This window comes from Nocardia sp. GP40, from assembly GCF_050434125.1.
GTDB lineage: Bacteria > Actinomycetota > Actinomycetes > Mycobacteriales > Mycobacteriaceae > Nocardia > Nocardia albiluteola.
The window spans coordinates 948,127-965,379 of record NZ_JBNPVW010000002.1 but is presented as its reverse complement, the minus strand read 5'-3'; the positions used below and the strand labels follow the sequence as shown (position 1 = coordinate 965,379).

Annotated in this window: 16 protein-coding genes and 1 riboswitch; of the genes, 6 read left to right on the top strand and 10 right to left on the bottom strand. The window is 68.8% G+C overall.

Going from position 1 to position 17,253, the window contains the following annotated elements:
• Positions 1 to 32: 32 nt before the first annotated feature.
• The 6 genes from ABH933_RS09065 to ABH933_RS09040 all read right to left on the bottom strand — a co-directional run bounded on the left by ABH933_RS09065 (position 33) and on the right by ABH933_RS09040 (position 6,728).
• Positions 33 to 2,240 carry an AAA family ATPase gene (locus tag ABH933_RS09065; RefSeq protein ID WP_429419114.1) on the bottom strand — a complete coding sequence of 736 codons (2,208 nt, stop codon included), beginning with the start codon at positions 2,238 to 2,240 and terminating at the stop codon, positions 33 to 35.
• Positions 2,241 to 2,305: 65 nt separating this feature from the next.
• Positions 2,306 to 3,673, bottom strand: a complete 1,368-nt coding sequence (locus tag ABH933_RS09060; RefSeq protein WP_429419262.1) for a DUF5933 domain-containing protein — start codon at positions 3,671 to 3,673, stop codon at positions 2,306 to 2,308.
• 84 nt (positions 3,674 to 3,757) lie between these two features.
• A complete protein-coding gene (locus ABH933_RS09055) occupies positions 3,758 to 4,903 on the bottom strand; it encodes a glutamate--cysteine ligase (protein ID WP_429419112.1) in 1,146 nt (381 codons plus the stop codon).
• A gap of 11 nt (positions 4,904 to 4,914) precedes the next feature.
• Positions 4,915 to 5,604 (bottom strand): superoxide dismutase[Cu-Zn], encoded by a 690-nt coding sequence (sodC, locus tag ABH933_RS09050; protein WP_429419109.1) that lies wholly within the window; start codon positions 5,602 to 5,604, stop codon positions 4,915 to 4,917.
• A 121-nt stretch (positions 5,605 to 5,725) separates the two neighbouring features.
• Positions 5,726 to 6,268: a LytR C-terminal domain-containing protein gene (locus ABH933_RS09045; RefSeq protein ID WP_429419106.1), complete on the bottom strand. Its 543-nt coding sequence runs from the start codon at positions 6,266 to 6,268 to the stop codon at positions 5,726 to 5,728.
• Between the two features lie 115 nt (positions 6,269 to 6,383).
• Positions 6,384 to 6,728, bottom strand: coding sequence for a DUF3263 domain-containing protein (locus tag ABH933_RS09040; protein WP_429419103.1), 345 nt, complete (start codon positions 6,726 to 6,728; stop codon positions 6,384 to 6,386).
• 126 nt (positions 6,729 to 6,854) lie between these two features.
• On the opposite strand from ABH933_RS09040, the gene ABH933_RS09035 reads away from it, so the two are divergent.
• Genes ABH933_RS09035 through ABH933_RS09025 form a run of 3 tightly spaced genes read left to right on the top strand, consistent with a single transcriptional unit; the run spans position 6,855 to position 9,248 of the window.
• Positions 6,855 to 7,445 (top strand): peptide deformylase, encoded by a 591-nt coding sequence (locus ABH933_RS09035; RefSeq protein WP_215922134.1) that lies wholly within the window; start codon positions 6,855 to 6,857, stop codon positions 7,443 to 7,445.
• Positions 7,435 to 8,397 (top strand): N-acetylglutamate synthase, CG3035 family, encoded by a 963-nt coding sequence (locus ABH933_RS09030; protein WP_429419101.1) that lies wholly within the window; start codon positions 7,435 to 7,437, stop codon positions 8,395 to 8,397. Before ABH933_RS09035 ends, ABH933_RS09030 begins: the two co-directional genes overlap by 11 nt.
• 35 nt (positions 8,398 to 8,432) lie before the next feature.
• Positions 8,433 to 9,248 (top strand): exodeoxyribonuclease III, encoded by an 816-nt coding sequence (locus ABH933_RS09025; protein ID WP_215922136.1) that lies wholly within the window; start codon positions 8,433 to 8,435, stop codon positions 9,246 to 9,248.
• On the opposite strand, the gene ABH933_RS09020 is transcribed toward ABH933_RS09025, so the two are convergent.
• A complete protein-coding gene (locus ABH933_RS09020) occupies positions 9,215 to 9,697 on the bottom strand; it encodes a Fur family transcriptional regulator (protein WP_429419099.1) in 483 nt (160 codons plus the stop codon). The genes ABH933_RS09025 and ABH933_RS09020 overlap by 34 nt on opposite strands.
• A 130-nt stretch (positions 9,698 to 9,827) precedes the next feature.
• On the opposite strand from ABH933_RS09020, the gene ABH933_RS09015 reads away from it, so the two are divergent.
• Positions 9,828 to 10,952, top strand: coding sequence for a HoxN/HupN/NixA family nickel/cobalt transporter (locus ABH933_RS09015; protein WP_429419097.1), 1,125 nt, complete (start codon positions 9,828 to 9,830; stop codon positions 10,950 to 10,952).
• A gap of 74 nt (positions 10,953 to 11,026) precedes the next feature.
• On the opposite strand, the gene ABH933_RS09010 is transcribed toward ABH933_RS09015, so the two are convergent.
• Both ABH933_RS09010 and ABH933_RS09005 read right to left on the bottom strand, forming a co-directional pair.
• Complete coding sequence (locus ABH933_RS09010; protein WP_429419260.1) at positions 11,027 to 11,665, bottom strand: hypothetical protein; 639 nt, start codon at positions 11,663 to 11,665, stop codon at positions 11,027 to 11,029.
• A 249-nt stretch (positions 11,666 to 11,914) separates the two neighbouring features.
• A complete protein-coding gene (locus ABH933_RS09005) occupies positions 11,915 to 13,741 on the bottom strand; it encodes an acyl-CoA dehydrogenase (RefSeq protein WP_429419095.1) in 1,827 nt (608 codons plus the stop codon).
• 428 nt (positions 13,742 to 14,169) lie between these two features.
• Between ABH933_RS09005 and ABH933_RS09000 the strand changes: the two genes are divergently transcribed.
• Both ABH933_RS09000 and thiC read left to right on the top strand, forming a co-directional pair.
• The gene (locus ABH933_RS09000) at positions 14,170 to 14,778 is read left to right on the top strand and encodes a TetR/AcrR family transcriptional regulator (RefSeq protein ID WP_429419093.1); all 609 of its coding nucleotides are present in this window, start codon (positions 14,170 to 14,172) and stop codon (positions 14,776 to 14,778) included.
• 151 nt (positions 14,779 to 14,929) lie between these two features.
• Positions 14,930 to 15,056, top strand: a riboswitch (TPP riboswitch).
• Positions 15,048 to 16,688 (top strand): phosphomethylpyrimidine synthase ThiC, encoded by a 1,641-nt coding sequence (gene thiC / locus ABH933_RS08995; RefSeq protein WP_429419091.1) that lies wholly within the window; start codon positions 15,048 to 15,050, stop codon positions 16,686 to 16,688. (Overlaps the previous riboswitch by 9 nt.)
• Before the next feature lie 99 nt (positions 16,689 to 16,787).
• On the opposite strand, the gene ABH933_RS08990 is transcribed toward thiC, so the two are convergent.
• Complete coding sequence (locus ABH933_RS08990) at positions 16,788 to 17,225, bottom strand: nuclear transport factor 2 family protein (protein WP_429419090.1); 438 nt, start codon at positions 17,223 to 17,225, stop codon at positions 16,788 to 16,790.
• Positions 17,226 to 17,253 lie beyond the last annotated feature (28 nt).

Here is a 17,253-nt window from a genome sequence, read left to right as displayed (position 1 = left end):
CGAAAGATGTGCTGGTCGTGTGCCCAGCACGCTCAGGTGCCCGCCGCGCGCCGATCGGCGTAGGACCGCAACGACTCCATCTGATCCGCATCGAGCGAGGCCCGCACCGCCGCGCGGGCGATGGCGACGTCGGCGGCGGTGACATCGGCGGCGTCGACGTCGCGGCGCATCGCGGCCAGCGCCGCCTCGCGCAGCAGGGCCGAGCAGTCCGCGGCCGAATAGCCGTCCAGGTCGGCGGCCAGCGCGGCCAGGTCCACGCCGGCGGCCAGCGGCACGGAACGGCTCGCGGTGCGCAGGATGTCGGCGCGCGCACCGGCGTCGGGCGGCGGGACGAAGATCAGGCGCTCGAGCCGGCCCGGCCGCATCAGCGCCGGGTCGATGAGCTCCGGCCGATTCGTCGCGCCCACCACGACGACCTCGCGCAGCGGCTCCACCCCGTCCAGTTCGGTCAGCAGCGCCGCGACCACCCGGTCGCCCACGCCCGAATCACCGCTCTGGCCGCGCCGCGGGGCCAGGGCGTCCACCTCGTCCAGGAAGATCAGTGACGGCGCGGAATCGCGGGCGCGCTGGAACAATTCGCGCACCGCGCGCTCGGAGGATCCGACCCACTTGTCCATCAGCTCGGCGCCCTTGACCGCGTGCACGCTGAGCTGGCCGCTCCCGGCCAGGGCCCGCACCAGGAAGGTCTTGCCGCAGCCGGGCGGGCCGTAGAGCAGTACACCGCGCGGCGGGTCGATGCCCAGGCGGGCAAAGGAATCCGGATGCCGCAGCGGCCACAGCACCGATTCGGTGAGCGCCTGTTTGGTCTCGGCCATATCGCCGACGTCATCCAGGCTCAGGCTGCCGATCGCCAATTCCTCGGCGCCCGACCGCGACAGCGGGCGAATCACCTGCAGGGCGCCGAGCAGATCGGGGTGGGTCAGCATCGGATCGGAGTGCTCGCGGCTGGCCCGCGAGGCCGCCCGCAGCGCCGCCTCGCGGCACAGCGCGGCCAGGTCGGAGACCACGAAACCCGGTGTCCGGGCGGCGATCTCGTCGAGCTCGAGGCCGTCGGTGGGGACCTTGCGCAGCAGCTGTTCGAGCAGGTCCTTGCGCACGGCCGCGGTCGGAAGTGTCAGCGCCACCTCGCGGTCGCACAGGTCCGGTGCGCGCAGGCGAGTATCGATCGCGGCGGGGTGAGAGGTGGTGGCCAGGAAGGCAACTCCCGGCGTCGCCACCGCGCCGCGCAGCTGATCGAGGATGAGGGTGGCGACCGGTTCCCGCTCCGCCGGCAACAGCGCGTCGATGTCGGTGATCAGCAGCACTCCACCGGCGCCGGAACAGATTTCCGAGACCGCCAGGCCCACCTCGCGCAGCCGGGTGCCGCTCTCGGTAGCGCCGACGGTGGGCCCGTCGAGCTCCACCATGCGGCGCGGCGCGGCGACCGCGCGGGCCAGCGTCGCCTTACCGGCCCCGGCCGGTCCGGTCACGAGGACACCGAGATGCGGTGGCGCGCCGAGGGTTTTGAGCAGTTCGGGCTCGTCCAGCGCGAGGCTGAGCCATTCGGTCAGCTTCGCCGCCTGGGCCCGCGCACCGGCCAATTCGGCCACCGGCACCGCGGATGGCCGCTCCCGCACCGTCATCCGGGTACCGGGCTGAGGCGCGCCCGCGCCGTCCAGATCGTGCGATGCCTCGGCGAGCGCCGCGCCCGCACCCCACACCACCGCGCTGTTGGGCTGAATACTCACCGCGCCGCGCATGGGATCGGCCGCGGTGACGGTGAGCAGCTCGGAGGTCCACGCGATGCCGAAGGTGCGCGACAGCGCCTGCGACGCGGCCGCGGTGCTGGTGCCCGGGCCCAGATCGCGCGGCAGCAGCGAGACCGCGTCACCGACCGTGACGACCTTGCCCAGCAGCGCCTGCCGCAGCGTCGTCTCGGCGATGCTGCGCATGGCCTGCGCCGAGCCGATCACCGAGATCCGCCGCGCCCCGAAGACCGTCGCGGGCGACACCACCACGGTCGCGTCCTCCCGCACCCCGGCATTGGACAGCGTCACATCGTCCAGCAGCACAGCACCCGCGGGCGTCCCCGCGGGAGCCACCCCCGCCACCGCCGCCGTCCGCCGCGACCCGACCAGCGCGATCCCGTCCCACTCCCGCAGCCCCAGCGCCGCCAGCGCCTCCGGATGCAACCGCACCACCCCGCGCCGGGCATCCGCGGCCGAGCGATTCAGGCGGGCAGTAAGGGACAGTTCGGGCACATGTGCCATTGTGCCGCGCCGTTTCGGCGCCTACCAGCAAGCGGTTTCGGTGCGGCGGCCGCCGGCTATCGCGCCGGTACCTCAGCGGTCTCGGCCGGGTGGGCGGGCACCGGCTGCGCGAACCAGGTGACGTAGAACGCGCGGCAGTAGGCGGCGACCAGGGCCACCACGATGATGCCCGCGGGGAGGGTGTGCTCGGCCATCCACAGGGCCAGGTAGCGGTAGGACAGCAGCAGGGCGAAGAACACGATGAAGCCGGCGGCGACGAGCTGGATGCGCGCACCGGTCCAGCCGCGTTCGGGAGCCCGCAGCGCGGACTCCACGGTCAGGCACAGCACCACGCCCGCGATCAGGTCCGCGCCGTAGTGGTAGCCGAAGCCGAGGGTGGCCACGAGGGTGGCCAGCACCCAGAACGCGCCGCCCCAGCGCAGCCAGCGCGGGGCGGGCGAGCCGTCGGTGTCGCGGCGCGAGTGCAGGAATATCGAGGTGGACCAGGCGGCGTGCATGGAGGGCATGCAGTTGCGTGGGGTGAAGGCGTCGAACCGGATGCGGGCGGGCGCGTGGTCCATCGGGGGCAGGTGCTGCGGCCAGAAGTTGCCGATCTGCAGGCCGTGGCCGTCGGCCGCGAACGCGAACATCGGACCCACCACCGGGAACAGGATATAGAACACCGGCCCGACGAGCCCGAGCACCAGGAACGTCCGCACCAGGTAGTGGCCCGGCCACACCCCGGTCCGCACCACATTTCGCAGCTGCCACACCGCGATCGCCATCGCCGCCACCGGCAGTTCGATGTAGACCCAGTGCAGCACCGCGGGCACCACCGGTCCGAGCGCGCCCAGCCCCCGGGCGACCAGCCAGGACGGCTCGCCGAAGGCACGATCCGCCAGCGCCACATACCGATCCAGCACATTCGGCCCGGCCATCACGGTGACGTGCAGCCAGACGTCGCCCACCTTGGTGGCGAGGATCAGCAGCGCGCCGAGCGCGGCCGCACGCAGCGCATCGCGCTTGTCCCGGCCCTCCCAGCCGAGCCAGGCGAGCAGCGCCAGGCCGGTCAGGGTGATCACCGCGCCGTTGCCGAAGGTCAGCGGCCCGCCCAGCGCCACCCGCAGTCCGGCGATCGCCGCGTCGAGCGCCACCGCGATGCTCACGGCGACGAACCGCCGTCGCCACGAGAGGCCGATCAGGGCCAGTCCCAGCCCAGCCCACGGCATCGACATCGATTTCGGGGTGCCGAAGTAGTCGTGCCAGACGCTCTGCAGCGGCCCCTCGAAACCGTTGCACGAGGCCACGATCTGCAACGCGATGAGCAGCAGCGGTACGGCCGCGGCCGCGGCGACCACCAGCACCCGCCTCGACGGCCGCCCGAACCGGCCGCGGCGGGCGCCGCCATCGAAGCCGGAACGCGGATTGTCGAGAAGCACGGCCATCATAGTAAACACGTGATGAACGCCACCCCCCTGAGTGGCTGAACCCACCGCAACCAAACGGCTACGAAATCCGCTCGCCGGGACCTACTTGCCGAGTTCCTTCACCAGGGCGTCGACGACCGCGATGAGGTCGCCCTGGGCGGCGGCCGCGGCGCGGCGCTGGCGCTGATAGGAGGCGCCCCGCTGGGGAATGTCCGCGGCCATGGACAGCTCGTTCTCGCAGCCGAGCTGCTTGGCGACCGGCTCGAGACGATCCAGCAGGTCGCTCAGGTCGTCGGTCATCAGCCGCTCGTTGCTGTCGGCATCGGTGATGATGATCGCGTCGAGCCCGTAACGGGCGGCGCGCCACTTGTTCTCCTGCACGTGCCAGGGCGGCAGTGTGGGCAGCGTCTCCCCCGCCTCGACCCGGCGGTCGAGATCCACGATCAGGCAGTGGATCAGCGCCACCAGCGCGGAGAGCTCTGTGCGACTGGGGATTCCATCACAGACCCGGACCTCGATGGTGCCCCACTTGGGGGCGGGGCGAATGTCCCAGTGCATGCCGCCGAGCTGTTCGAAGACACCGGTTTTGGTCTCGTCCCGCACGAAAGCCTCGAACTGGGACCAGTTTTCGAACTGGAAGGGCAGCCCGGCGGTGGGCAGCTGCTGGAACATCATGGCGCGGTTGCTGGCATAGCCGGTGTCCACTCCCGCCCACATCGGCGAGGAGGCCGACAGCGCCAGCAGATGCGGATACGACAGCAGCAGGGTATTCAGGATCGGAAAGACCTTCTCCGGGTGGGACACTCCCACGTGCACGTGCACTCCCCAGATCAGCATCTGCCGCCCCCACCACTGGGTGCGATCGATCAGTTCGTCGTAATGCACCGTGCGCGTGAGCAATTGGGCCGACCACTGCGCGAACGGGTGCGTGCCGGCGCAGAACAGATCCACGCCCAGCGGATCGGCGGCGCGGCGCACGGTGTCCATGGTGGCGTGCAGATCGTCGACGACCTCGCCGACGGTGTCGTGCACCCCGCTGACGATCTCGACCGTATTGCGCAGCAGCTCCTTGGTGACCTGCGGCGTGCCGTCGTGGGCGCGCAGATCACCGACGGCGTCGAAGACGGCCGCGGCCGTATTGGACAGATTGCGGGTCTGCTTGTCGACCAGCGCGATCTCCCACTCGACGCCGAGCGTGGGCCGGGGCGAGCCATTCCAGAGAACCCTACGAATGCCTGCCCCGCCCATGGCCTACCTGCTTACCCGATGACACCGCAGGCAACTCGGGCACCCGCGTCGCCGGTCGCCTGCGTTTCGGCGTCCGGACCGGTGGCGCCGCCCGCGGCCTGGGTGTATCGACTCGGAATGTTGCCGAAGTTGTCCGGGCCCGCGTGGATGATCAGGGCCTTGTCCTTGATGTCGTCGAGGGTGACCGCGTCGGTGGTGGTCACCAGGTGGGCGGCGCCGTCCTGGCCCGCCTCGAGGGAGGTCAGATCGCCGCTGGCCGGCATGGCGTGGGCGTCCCCGACCTGCAGGTGCCCGCCCGCGGACAGGAAGTTGCCCGGCGCGCCGCCGGCGGGGGCGACGGAATTCGCCTCGCACTTGCCGACCTGGTGGATATGCAGCCCGTGGAAGCCGGGCTTGAGGCCGTGCGCGTCGACGGTGAGCTGCAGGTGGCTCCCGGACTTGGCGATGGTCGCGGTGCCGATATCGGCGCCGGAGGGGTCCTTCAGCTGCACCGACACCGAATTGTCGGGAGTCGAGGCCGCGCCGGGACCGTTGGCCCCGGACGGACCGGCCGCACCCGTCCCTGTCCACACCGGCGGCGTGGTTCCCTTGACATCGCTCGATTGCTGACCGTTGCTACAGGCTGCGAGGCCGAAGGCCGCGACCGCCAGCACCGGGGTCACAATCCGCCAGAACGGGCGACGTGTCGTGAACGGGGCCATCGGGGAACTCCTTTACGAGTACCGAGTTTACGAGTAAAGCTGCGTGGACAGATTCGTTACCGGACAAGATGATGCCAGAGCCGTTATGCGGTCCGGGCGTGGGGCTCGGCGCCCGTGATCTTCAGTCGTTCGCGACGATGACGATGATGCCGGGCGCGGAACCGCCCAGCCCCGCGCTCCGGGGTTCGATCCGGCCGCCGAGTTGATCGGCGATCGCCTGCGCGGTGGCCTGCTCACGCGAATTCTCGTAGAAAACGGTCGTTTTCGACAGCACACCGCTGGAGTAGTTGCCCGTCTCGGTGACGTTCCAGCCGCTCGCTGTCAGCCGGCTACCCGTCTTGGCGGCCAATCCGGCGATGGTGCTGTTGTTGAGCACCCGTACCGGAATCGACTTGTCGATCCCGTTCGCAGCCGTGGTGGTCGGGGCGGCGGTCGTCGTGGTGGTGGTGAGCGCGGCCGTGCTGCTGGTCGCGGCCGGTCGCGCCGGGGTGGCCGGCGCCGGGGTGGTCGAGCTGGACGAGCCCGGACCGGCCGAGGTGTCGGAATCGGAACTCGACGACAGCGACATGGCACCGAGGCCCGCGAAGACAATGGCCACGGCGATCAACACCATCGCGAGCGCACGCAGCGGCGGTCCGCCGGAGGGCGGATTCGGGTTGCTCACCGCTGCGCCTCGCTGGCGCTCGGCTCCGCGGTGCGCAAGGCACGCTGTATCACTGGTTCGGTCGCAAGCTCCCTCACAAGCTCACCCTAACCGTCCACCCGTCGAGACGCGCGCATCACACCTGGAAACCCAGTCGCCGTGCCGCCCTGGCCTTCTGACGGCTCGCCCGCAGCCTGCGCAGACGCTTGACCAGCATCGGGTCGGCGGCCATCGCCTCGGGCTTGTCGACAACGGCGTTGAGAACCTGGTAGTAGCGGGTGGCGGACATGCCGAACAGCTCGCGAATGGCGTCCTCCTTGGCGCCCGCGTACTTCCACCACTTGCGTTCGAAGTCGAGGATCTCGAGCTCGCGCCGGGTGAGCCCATCGATGAGCCCGTCGGAGGCGGGGACCTGGGAATTGCCGCCCGCGGAAGAGCTGTCCTCGCTTGCGGAAAGATTCCGGGCCGCTGCGCTGTCCATATTGCTCCCTCGCCGAGTGACCACCAGACGATACGTCGCCGCTCATTCAACCACGGATGCCCGAGTTACTAGATGTGTCACACGGCGTGTCGGTCCCCTCCGGGGCGCCGCGTAAAGTGTGCGACCATGGCGATTCTCCCCATTCGCATCGTCGGCGATCCGGTTCTGCACGCACCGACCGAGCAGGTCACCCAGACACCGGACGAGCTGGCCGAACTGATCGCGGACATGTACGAGACCCTCGACGTCGCCAACGGCGTGGGCCTGGCCGCCAATCAGGTCGGCGTGCCGCTGCGGCTGTTCGTTTACGACTGCCCCGACGTCGAGGCCGACGGCTCGGTGAACCGCCGCCGCGGCGCGGTGATCAACCCGGTGCTGCAGACCTCGGAGATCCCCGAGACGATGCCGGATCCCGATGACGACGAGGAGGGCTGCCTGTCCGTCCCGGGTGAGCAGTTCCCCACCGGCCGCGCCGACTGGGCCCGCGTCACCGGCACCGACGAGCACGGCAATCCGGTCGAGATCGAGGGCAAGGGCTTCTTCGCCCGCATGCTGCAGCACGAGGTCGGCCACCTGGACGGTTTCCTCTACGTCGACGTGCTGATCGGCCGCAATGCCCGCGCGGCGAAGAAGGCCATCAAACGAAATGGCTGGGGCACACCGGGTTTGAGCTGGGTTCCGGGCACCGTGCCGGATCCGTTCGGCCATGACGACTGACCCCTCCGAACTGCTGCCGGGACAGCGGGTGGTGGTGCGGTATCGCCTCCCGTACGCCGATCCCGAGCCCTTCACCGATGTGATCGGCGAGCTCGTCGCGCTCGATCCGCTGACCGTGCATGCCGGGCCCGCCGGGCCGGTGACGATCCCCGCGGATGCGATCGTGGCCGTGAAGGCGGTAGGGCCCAGGCCCATTCGGACCCGCGAGATCCGGGCGCTGGAGTCCGCGGCGGCCGACGCCTGGCCCGGCATCGAGCACGCCTGGATCGATGGCTGGCTGCTGCGCGCGGGCAACGGCTATACGCGGCGGGCCAATTCGGCGGTCCCGCTGGGCACCGTCGGCGGCCCCGCCCAGCTCACCCCGCACACGATGGAGCGGATCGAGCAGTGGTACGCCGAGCGCCGCATGCCGCCGCTGCTGGTCGTCCCGGATCGGCTCGCCGCCGCCCCGCCCGGCTGGCGAGCGTGGGGCGAGACGGTCGTGATGGGGATCGACATCGGCAGTTTCCCACTCCCCCAGGGACCTTCGATGGTGCGCATCGAGCCGGAGCCCTCGCCCGCGTGGCTGGAGCTGCACCGGTTCAAGGGCGAGGACGCCGCCCCGATTCCGCCGGATATTCCGGACATGGACGTATTGACGGCGGTGCACCAGGGCGAATTGGGTTTCGGCACACTGGGTCTGCCCAACCCGCTCGCGATCGGGCGCGGCGCGGTCACCACGGCACCGGACGGCCGCCGCTGGATCGGACTGACGAGCATCGCCGTCGCGGAGCCGCATCGCCGGCGCGGCCTCGGCACGCTGGTCTGCGCCGAGCTGATCCGCTGGGGCACCAAACGCGGGGCCACCCACGCCTATCTTCAGGTCGAAGCGGAGAACACCGGCGCGCTGGCGCTGTACCGTGCGATGGGTTTCCTCGAGCACCACCGGTACAGGTACGCCGCCGCGGCCTGACCGCTGATTCCAATTCCGAAAGAGGCGAGCTGGCAGTGCGTTTGGCGACATGGAACGTGAATTCGATTCGGTCCCGGGTGGATCGGGTGATCGCGTGGCTGGATCGGGCGGACATCGATGTGCTCGCCATCCAGGAGACCAAGTGCCGCGACGACCAATTCCCGTCGGAGCGTTTCGAGGAGGCCGGCTACGAGGTCGCGCACGTCGGGTTCAACCAGTGGAACGGCGTGGCGATCGCCTCGCGGATCGGCCTGGACGAGGTCGAGATCGCGTTTCCCGGCCAGCCCGGATTCGACAAGGACGCACAGGATTCGCTGCTGAGCGCGCCGGTGGTCGAGGCCCGCGCGATCGGGGCTACCTGCGGCGGCGTGCGGGTGTGGAGCCTGTACGTCCCCAACGGCCGCGCCCTGGACGACCCGCACTACGAATACAAGCTGCAATGGCTTGCCGCCCTGCGGAACTCGGGCGCGCGGTGGCTGGCCGAGCGGCCCGATGCCAAGATCGCGCTGGTCGGCGACTGGAATATCGCGCCCACCGACCACGACGTGTGGTCCCCGGACTTCTTCACCGGCAAAACCCATGTCTCCCAGCCCGAACGCGATGCGTTCACCGCCATCACCGCGGCCGGATTCACCGACGTGATGCGCCCCTTCGCTCCCGGCCCCGGCGTCTACACCTACTGGGACTACACACAGCTGCGCTTCCCCCGCAAGGAGGGCATGCGCATCGACTTCATCCTCGCCTCCCCCGCCCTGGCCGCGACCGTCACCGACGCCGGGGTCGACCGCGAGGAGCGCAAGGGCAAGGCGCCCAGCGATCACGCACCGGTCGTGGCCGAAATCTCCGACTGACAGTCGGGGCACAGGCCGCGCAGGGTGAGTCCGCCGCTGTCGGTGAGCCGGAAGGCGCTGCTGCGGCTGGCGTCGGTGAGGACCTCGGCCAGGTTGTCGGCGGGGATTTCGCGCATGGCGCCGCAGTGGGTGCAGACCGCGTGGTGGTGCGGGCGTTCGGCGATGCCGTAGGTGATGCCGCGGTCGTCGAGGGCCAGGGTGTGCAGGATGCCCGCCTCGGCGAGGGTGGAGACCGTCCGGTAGACGGTGGTGAGGTCGACATCCCGGTCGCTGTCGAGCAGCGATCGGTGGATCTCCGCGACGTTGCGGTGCCCGTGCGGCTGCTCGCGGAACAGCACGGCCAGTACGGCCAGGCGCGGCGCGGTGCAGCGCAGACCGTGACGTCGCAGCAGCGAGCGCGGGTCGTCGTGCTCGCCGTCGATCCGATCGGCCCTTCCCGCGTGTGTCATGCCACCAGTCTCCGTCGCGACCCGCTCGCGTGCCACGGCAGGCCAACGGATGCCTTCTTGCCAAAGAATTGCAAAAAGGACGATTCGAGCCTACCGTGAATTTTGCGACCGCTACGGGTGGAGGCTGGCCTTGACGCTCGAGACGGCCGACACCGCACAGCCCGGGTCGGCGAGGACGACGATGGCCCCGAACCGGCGGGAGTGGATCTCGCTCGGCGCGATGGCGGCGGTGATCCTGGCCCTGCACGTGATCGGCTGGCTGACTCTCACCGCGTTCGTCGCCCCACGGCATTTCACGCTGGGCGCCAAGACATTCGGGGTCGGCGTCGGCGTGACGGCCTACACGCTCGGGATGCGGCACGCGTTCGACGCCGACCACATCTCGGCCATCGACAACACCACCCGCAAGCTGATGAACGACCGGCGGCGCCCGCTGTCGGTCGGCTTCTATTTCTCCCTCGGCCACTCCACGATCGTGTTCGGCCTGGCACTGCTGCTCTCGCTGGGCGTGCGGTCGATCGCCGGACCGGTACAGGACGATTCGTCGGCGCTGCACCGCTACACCGGCCTCATCGGCGCGGGCGTGTCCGGCGCCTTCCTCTATCTGATCGCCGCCCTCAACATCGTTGCGCTGGCCGGCATCCTGCGCGTGTTCCGCGACATGCGCGGCGGCCGCTACGACGAGCGGGAACTCGAGGATCAGCTCGCCAAGCGCGGCTTGCTCAACCGGCTGCTGGGCGGGCTGATGCGGTCGATCACCAAGCCCTGGCAGATGTACCCGGTCGGAGTGCTCTTCGGCCTCGGTTTCGACACCGCCACCGAGGTCGCCCTGCTCGTGCTGGCCGGCACCAGCGCCGCCGCCGGCCTGCCCTGGTACGCGATCCTCTGCCTGCCGGTCCTATTCGCCGCCGGCATGTGCCTGTTCGACACCGTCGACGGCTCCTTCATGAACTTCGCCTACGGCTGGGCCTTCGCCAACCCCACCCGCAAGGTCTACTACAACCTCACCATCACCGGCCTGTCCGTCGCCGTGGCGCTGATCATCGGTTCGGTCGAACTACTCGGACTGCTTGCCCAGCAATTGCATTGGAACGGTGGGTTCTGGGAGTGGTTGAACGGGTTGAATCTCAATATCCTCGGGTTCGGGATCGTGGGGTTGTTCGTTGTGACGTGGGGGGTATCGGTGGTTGTCTGGCGCGTCGCCCGGGTCGAGGAAAAATGGTCGACCCCAATCGAATCCGCCCTAGAACCATGAGCCCTTACGGTTCCTCCAGCGCCGGTTGAGGCCGCATGCTCGAAGTCGAAGCTTCGGCCAGCGGGGACGCCGCCTCAGGCAGGCCGCGTCTTGATCGCGTCCTGCGAGATGTACACGTCGTAGCTCCCCGGCATCGCTATGACGGCGTTGCCGTAGGCAGAGCGGACGAAGGGGTTGGTGTACCAGGAGTGGGTTTGCATGTCGCGGAAGAAATCCTGGTCGCTGCCGTTGAGGAAGATCTGGTTCTGTTTCACCGCGATGCCGTCCAGGCGTTCGCCGAACAGGCGGGTGAGTTTGTAGCCGGAGTGGAAGCCCAGGGCGTTCACCCAGGGGTCCAGTTCGACGATGTTCGCCTGCAGCACCCACATATCGCCCTCGACCTGATAGGTGGCCTCTTTGTCGCCGTGGTCCTTGTCGCCGTACAGGGTCAGGTCGACCTCGAGCGTATGAGGGCTGTTGGCAACGGATTTCGCGACGATATGCGCGGCCTTCACCTCGCCGGTCAGGCCCAGGTAGGTCTGCAGCAGCGTGGTCACCCACAGGATCACCACCGCCACTAAGGCAATCGCCAGCGCGCCTGCGCCGCGTCCCGCGAGTACCCGCCAGCCCGCCTTGCGTGCCTTGAGCAGCGCCGTGACGACCAGCACGAGCGCGACCGCGAACAGCAGGCCCAGCAGCACCTGGATCCAGCCGAAAGCCACGGGGAACACCATGCGGTAGTTGTACCCGCTGCGCCGCGCGAGCACCGGTCGGAATGCGAAGAAAGTCCCGATCCTCCGGCGCGCCAAGGGACGACACACATCGAAGGCCACAATCGGACGCCCCAGCGCCTACCGACTGTGGTCCCGAGCGGGCATCGCACGCTTCGCTTCAGGAGTGGCCGGCGCCCCGAGGACTCGGGTACGTCAGCCCCGAGGGCGTCCCGCGTGGAACGGGACGCCCTCGGGCAGAACGCGATCAGCTCAGAACGCGGCCTCGTCGAGGTGCATGATGTCGTTGTCGAGGTTCTCGATCACGCTGCGCACCGCGCTCAGCAGCGGCAGCTTGTTCTTCGCGAACCACGAAGCGACGCCGACCTTTCCGGTATAGAAGAGGCGGTCTTTCTCCGAGGGGCTACCGCTCAGGGCGGCCTGGGCGACCTTGGCCGCCTCCAGCAGTCGCCAGGCGATGACCAGATCACCGGTGGCATGCAGGAATCGCACCGAACCCAGGCCGACCTTGTAGATCTCGTCCGGATCCTGTTGCGAGGCCATCAGATAGCCGGTCAGCGTCGCGGCCATCGCCTGCACGTCGGCCAGCGCCGCGCCGAGCAGGGCCTGCTCGGACCTCAGTTCCGCGGCATCGGAATCGACGAACTTCTGGATGAGCCCGGCCACATGCCCCAGCGCCACACCCTTGTCGCGAACGATCTTGCGGAAGAAGAAGTCCTGCGCCTGAATCGCGGTGGTGCCCTCGTACAGCGAGTCGATCTTCACATCGCGGATGTACTGCTCGATCGGATAGTCCTGCAGATATCCGGAACCACCGAAGGTCTGCAGCGATTCGGTGAGCGTCTCGTATGCCCGCTCCGACCCGACGCCCTTGACGATCGGCAGCAGCAGATCGTTCACCCGCGCGGCGACATCGGCGTCCACGCCGAAGGCGGCCGCGGCGACGTCGGCGTTCTGGTAGGCCGAGCAGTACAGGTACAGCGCGCGCAGTCCCTCCGAATACGCCTTCTGCACCGCCAGGCTGCGGCGGATATCCGGGTGATGGGCGATGGTGACGCGCGGCGCCGCCTTGTTGCTGTTCTGCGTCAGATCCGCGCCCTGCACGCGAGTCTTGGCGTACTCCAGGGCATTCAGATAGCCGGTCGAGAGCGTGCCCGCGGACAGCACGCCCACCATCATGCGGGCGTTCTCGATCACCTTGAACATCTGCGCGATGCCGTTGTGCACGTCGCCGACCAGGTAGCCGACGGCCGGATGGTCCGCGCCGAGGGTCAATTCGCAGGTGGGCGAGGACTTGATGCCCATCTTGTGCTCGAGGTTGGTGACGTACACGCCGTTGCGCTCGCCCAGAGTCATTGTCTGCGAATCGAACAGGAACTTGGGCACCATGAACAGCGACAGCCCCTTAGTGCCGGGGCCCGCGCCCTCGGGCCGGGCCAGGGTGAGGTGGAAGATGTTGTCGGCGGTGTCGCCCACCTCGCCGCCGGAGATGAACCGCTTGACGCCCTCGATATGCCAGGTGCCGTCGGCCTGCTGGATCGCCTTGGTGCGGCCCATGCCGACATCCGAGCCCGCGTCGGGCTCGGTGAGCACCATCGTTCCGCCCCAGCGGCTTTCCCATGCGTGCGTGGCCCAGCGCTGCTGTTCCTCGGTGCCCTCGCGGAACAGCACCTCGTGCATGAGCGGGCCCATATTGAAGAAGCTCGCCGAATTGTGTGCGGCCACAAGCATTTCCTGGGTCGCCCAGATCAGCGCCGAGGGCGCGGAGACGCCGCCCATCTCCTCGGGCATGCCCAGCCCGGACCAGCCCGCCTCGTTGACCGCCGCCACGGTCTTGCGCAGCGAGTCGGGGACGGTGATGGAGTGGGTGGCGGGGTCGAAGGTGACCGGATTGCGGTCGGCGTCGACGAAGGAATCCGCGACCGGCCCTTCGGCCAGCCGCAGCACCTCGGTGAGCATCCCGCGCGCGGTCTCGCTATCCAGGTCGCCGTAGGCGCCGCCGTCCAGCAGCGCCCCGATTCCCAGCATCTCGAACAAGTTGAACTCGATATCACGCAGGTTCGCCTTGTAGTGCGACACGGACCGGCCTCCTCGGCTGGATTGCAGCGCACGACCCGAGCGGCATCGCCGACCCCGCCTCGCACGCTGGTTGACGGTTGTATCTGGAGGTTGCCGTACGACCATCAGGCTACGCAACCGTAGGGTCATAATGTTTTCGCCCGTTAACCCGCCCCACCACCGAACAGGCGATTGCCATAGCTTCCTCGGTGTATCGAAATTCACATCACAGTATTTGCTGAATATTGTCTGCGGTCGCGCTCGATGTCGGCCCGAGAACACCGTTCCGACCCGCTGATATCTTTGTCCGCATGACTCCGGACCCGGAGATACGGCCTCCGCTCCGCTCCGGCGAGCCGGGGCCCCCCGAGCACCGGCCCTTCCCTCCCTCCGCTCCCCCGCTTGGCTCCTCCGCTCCACTCAGTCCAGGCCCGGCGCGGGCCCCGGCGGTGCAGCCGCGCCGGCGCGCCGCGCACCTGGGGCCCGAACGCCGCCGCCCGCAGGTACTCGATACCGCGCTGCGGATCGCGGTCGAGCATGGTATCGCCGCGGTCACCATCGCCGCCGTGTCCGAGCGGATGAGCGTCACCCGCCCGGTCGTCTACGCCTGCTACGCCGACCGGGTCGAGCTCATCGACGCGCTGATCCGGCGCGAGGAGGAGTACCTCATGGCGGGCATCCTCGACGTGCTGCCACGCCGCCGCGTCGAGGCCGACGAGGAGGTTTTCGTCGAGGGCTTCCGGGCGCTGCTGGAGACGATCGCCGCGCGGCCCGATACGTGGAAACTGTTGTCCGGCAACCCGGATCCCGCCGTCGCGGGCTCGTTCGGCCGGGGCCGTCGCCTGGCGCTGGAACGCTGCACGCGCCGCCTGCTGCCCACCCTGCACGCCTGGGGCACCGACGAGCCCGAGCGAAAGCTGCCCGTCCTGGTCGAGCTGTGGGTGTCCGCGGGTGAGGGCGCGGTCCGGACGCTGCTGTCCGGACAGGGGGAATGGACTCCGCACGAACTCGGCGCCTTCGTCGGCGCGGCGGTGTATCGCGCCCTGCGCAGCGCCTGACCGGGTTTGCCGGTGCCGCGGCCCGATGCACCGAGGCTATCGAATACCCAGGTCAGCCTATAGCCGCTGGTGAGTGCAGCGGATTTCGGCCAACTCGGCGGTGGGGTGACGCGCGCCCCGGAAAGCCATGTACTCTCGCTCGAAGTACCACAACCGAACATGCGGGGGCTCGCACCAGCGGGCTGAGAGGACGGCTAGCCCATTCGGGCGGATCAGGGCCGTCGACCGTTCGAACCTGACCGGGTAATGCCGGCGTAGGGAGGATTCACATGTCATCGAAACATGTCCAGACCACGGTCGACACCGTGACGACCGGCCCCATTCAGGGCAGCGTCAAGCACTACCAGCAGGTCGAGGACCTGCGCATTCCCGTGCGGCGCATCAACCTGACCAATGGTGAGCACTTCGACGTCTACGACACCTCGGGGCCGTACACCGATTCCAGCGCCACCATCGACGTGGAGGCCGGCCTGCCCAAGCTGCGCGACGGCTGGGCCAAGCTCGACCTCGACGGCCCGCGCACCCAGCTGGCCTGGGCCCGCCAGGGCATCATCACCAGCGAGATGCGGTATATCGCTGCGCGCGAAGGGGTTTCGACCGAGCTGGTGCGCGACGAGGTGGCCGCGGGCCGCGCGGTGATCCCGGCCAACCACAATCATCCCGAATCCGAGCCGATGATCATCGGCAAGAAGTTCGCGGTGAAAATCAATGCGAACATCGGCAATTCGGCCGTCACCTCCTCCATCGCCGAGGAGGTCGAGAAGATGGTGTGGGCCACCCGCTGGGGCGCGGACACCATCATGGACCTGTCCACCGGCAAGAACATTCACGAGACCCGCGAATGGATCCTGCGCAACTCCCCGGTCCCGGTCGGCACCGTGCCGATCTACCAGGCCCTCGAGAAGGTGAACGGCGATCCCACCCAGCTCACCTGGGAGATCTACCGCGACACCGTGATCGAGCAGGCCGAGCAGGGCGTGGACTACATGACCGTGCACGCCGGCGTGCTGCTGCGCTACGTGCCACTGACCGCCAAGCGCGTCACCGGCATCGTCTCGCGCGGCGGGTCGATCATGGCCGCGTGGTGCCTGGCGCATCATCAGGAATCGTTCCTGTACACCAACTTTGCCGAGCTGTGCGAGATCCTGGCGAAGTACGACATCACGTTCTCCCTCGGCGACGGCCTGCGTCCCGGCTCGATCGCCGACGCCAACGACGAGGCGCAGTTCGCCGAGCTGCGCACCCTCGGCGAGCTGACCAAGATCGCGAAATCCCATGGCGTGCAGGTGATGATCGAGGGCCCCGGCCACGTGCCGATGCACAAGATCGTGGAGAACGTGCGGCTCGAGGAGGAGCTGTGTGAGGAGGCGCCGTTCTACACCCTGGGCCCCCTGGCCACCGATATCGCCCCGGCGTACGACCACATCACCTCCGCGATCGGCGCGGCGATCATCGCCCAGGCGGGCACGGCCATGCTGTGCTACGTCACCCCCAAGGAGCACCTGGGCCTGCCCAACCGCGACGACGTGAAGACCGGCGTCATCACCTACAAGATCGCCGCGCACGCCGCCGACCTGGCCAAGGGGCACCCCGGTGCCCAGGCGCGCGATGACGCACTGTCCACCGCGCGCTTCGAATTCCGCTGGCACGACCAGTTCGCCCTGTCGCTCGACCCGGACACCGCCCGCGAATTCCACGACGAGACCCTGCCCGCCGAACCCGCCAAGACGGCGCACTTCTGCTCGATGTGCGGCCCGAAGTTCTGCTCCATGCGCATCTCCGCCGACGTGCGGGAGTACGCGGAGAAACAGGGCCTGACCGATGTCGAGGCGATCGAGGCCGGAATGGACGCCAAGTCGGCCGAATTCGTCGAATCCGGCGGCAAGGTGTACCTGCCCGTCGTCTCGTAATCCCTGCTCCCGCAAGGCGATCCCGGTTCCGGCCTCCCCGCGGAGGCCGGGGTCCCGCCTGACCCCGGCCTCCTCCGGGACGACGGAACCGGGTTCGCGTCAGCGGGTGCTTACGACGGCAGCAGTGCCGAAGACGTCGCGGTGCCCCCGTGCGGTATCCATGTACTCGCGGACGCGGTGGATGCGGCCGTCCTGCAGCTCGAAGACGAAGCAGTAGTCGTTGCGGTAGGTGTTTCCGTTCGCCAGTGTCGCGCTCATCGTTTCCTCCACGATCACCCGGTCTCCGTCGGAGTAGAGGCCGCGGAAGTCCACCGCGACGTCGCTGGCGAACAACCGCGAGAACTCGTGTGCGAGGAAGTGTGTGATTGCCTGCCTACCGATCATGTGGCTGGGAGCGTCGAGCGCGACCGCGGTGGCGTTGCCCGCCGGAGCAAGCCACTCCGCGTCCTCGGTGAAGAACGCTTCGATCTGCTCGGCGTCATGACCGGCAAACGCCCGCCATGCCGCCTGCACGATGCCTCGGTTATCGGTAGTCATGGATCGAAGGTACAAGCGGCACCGGACG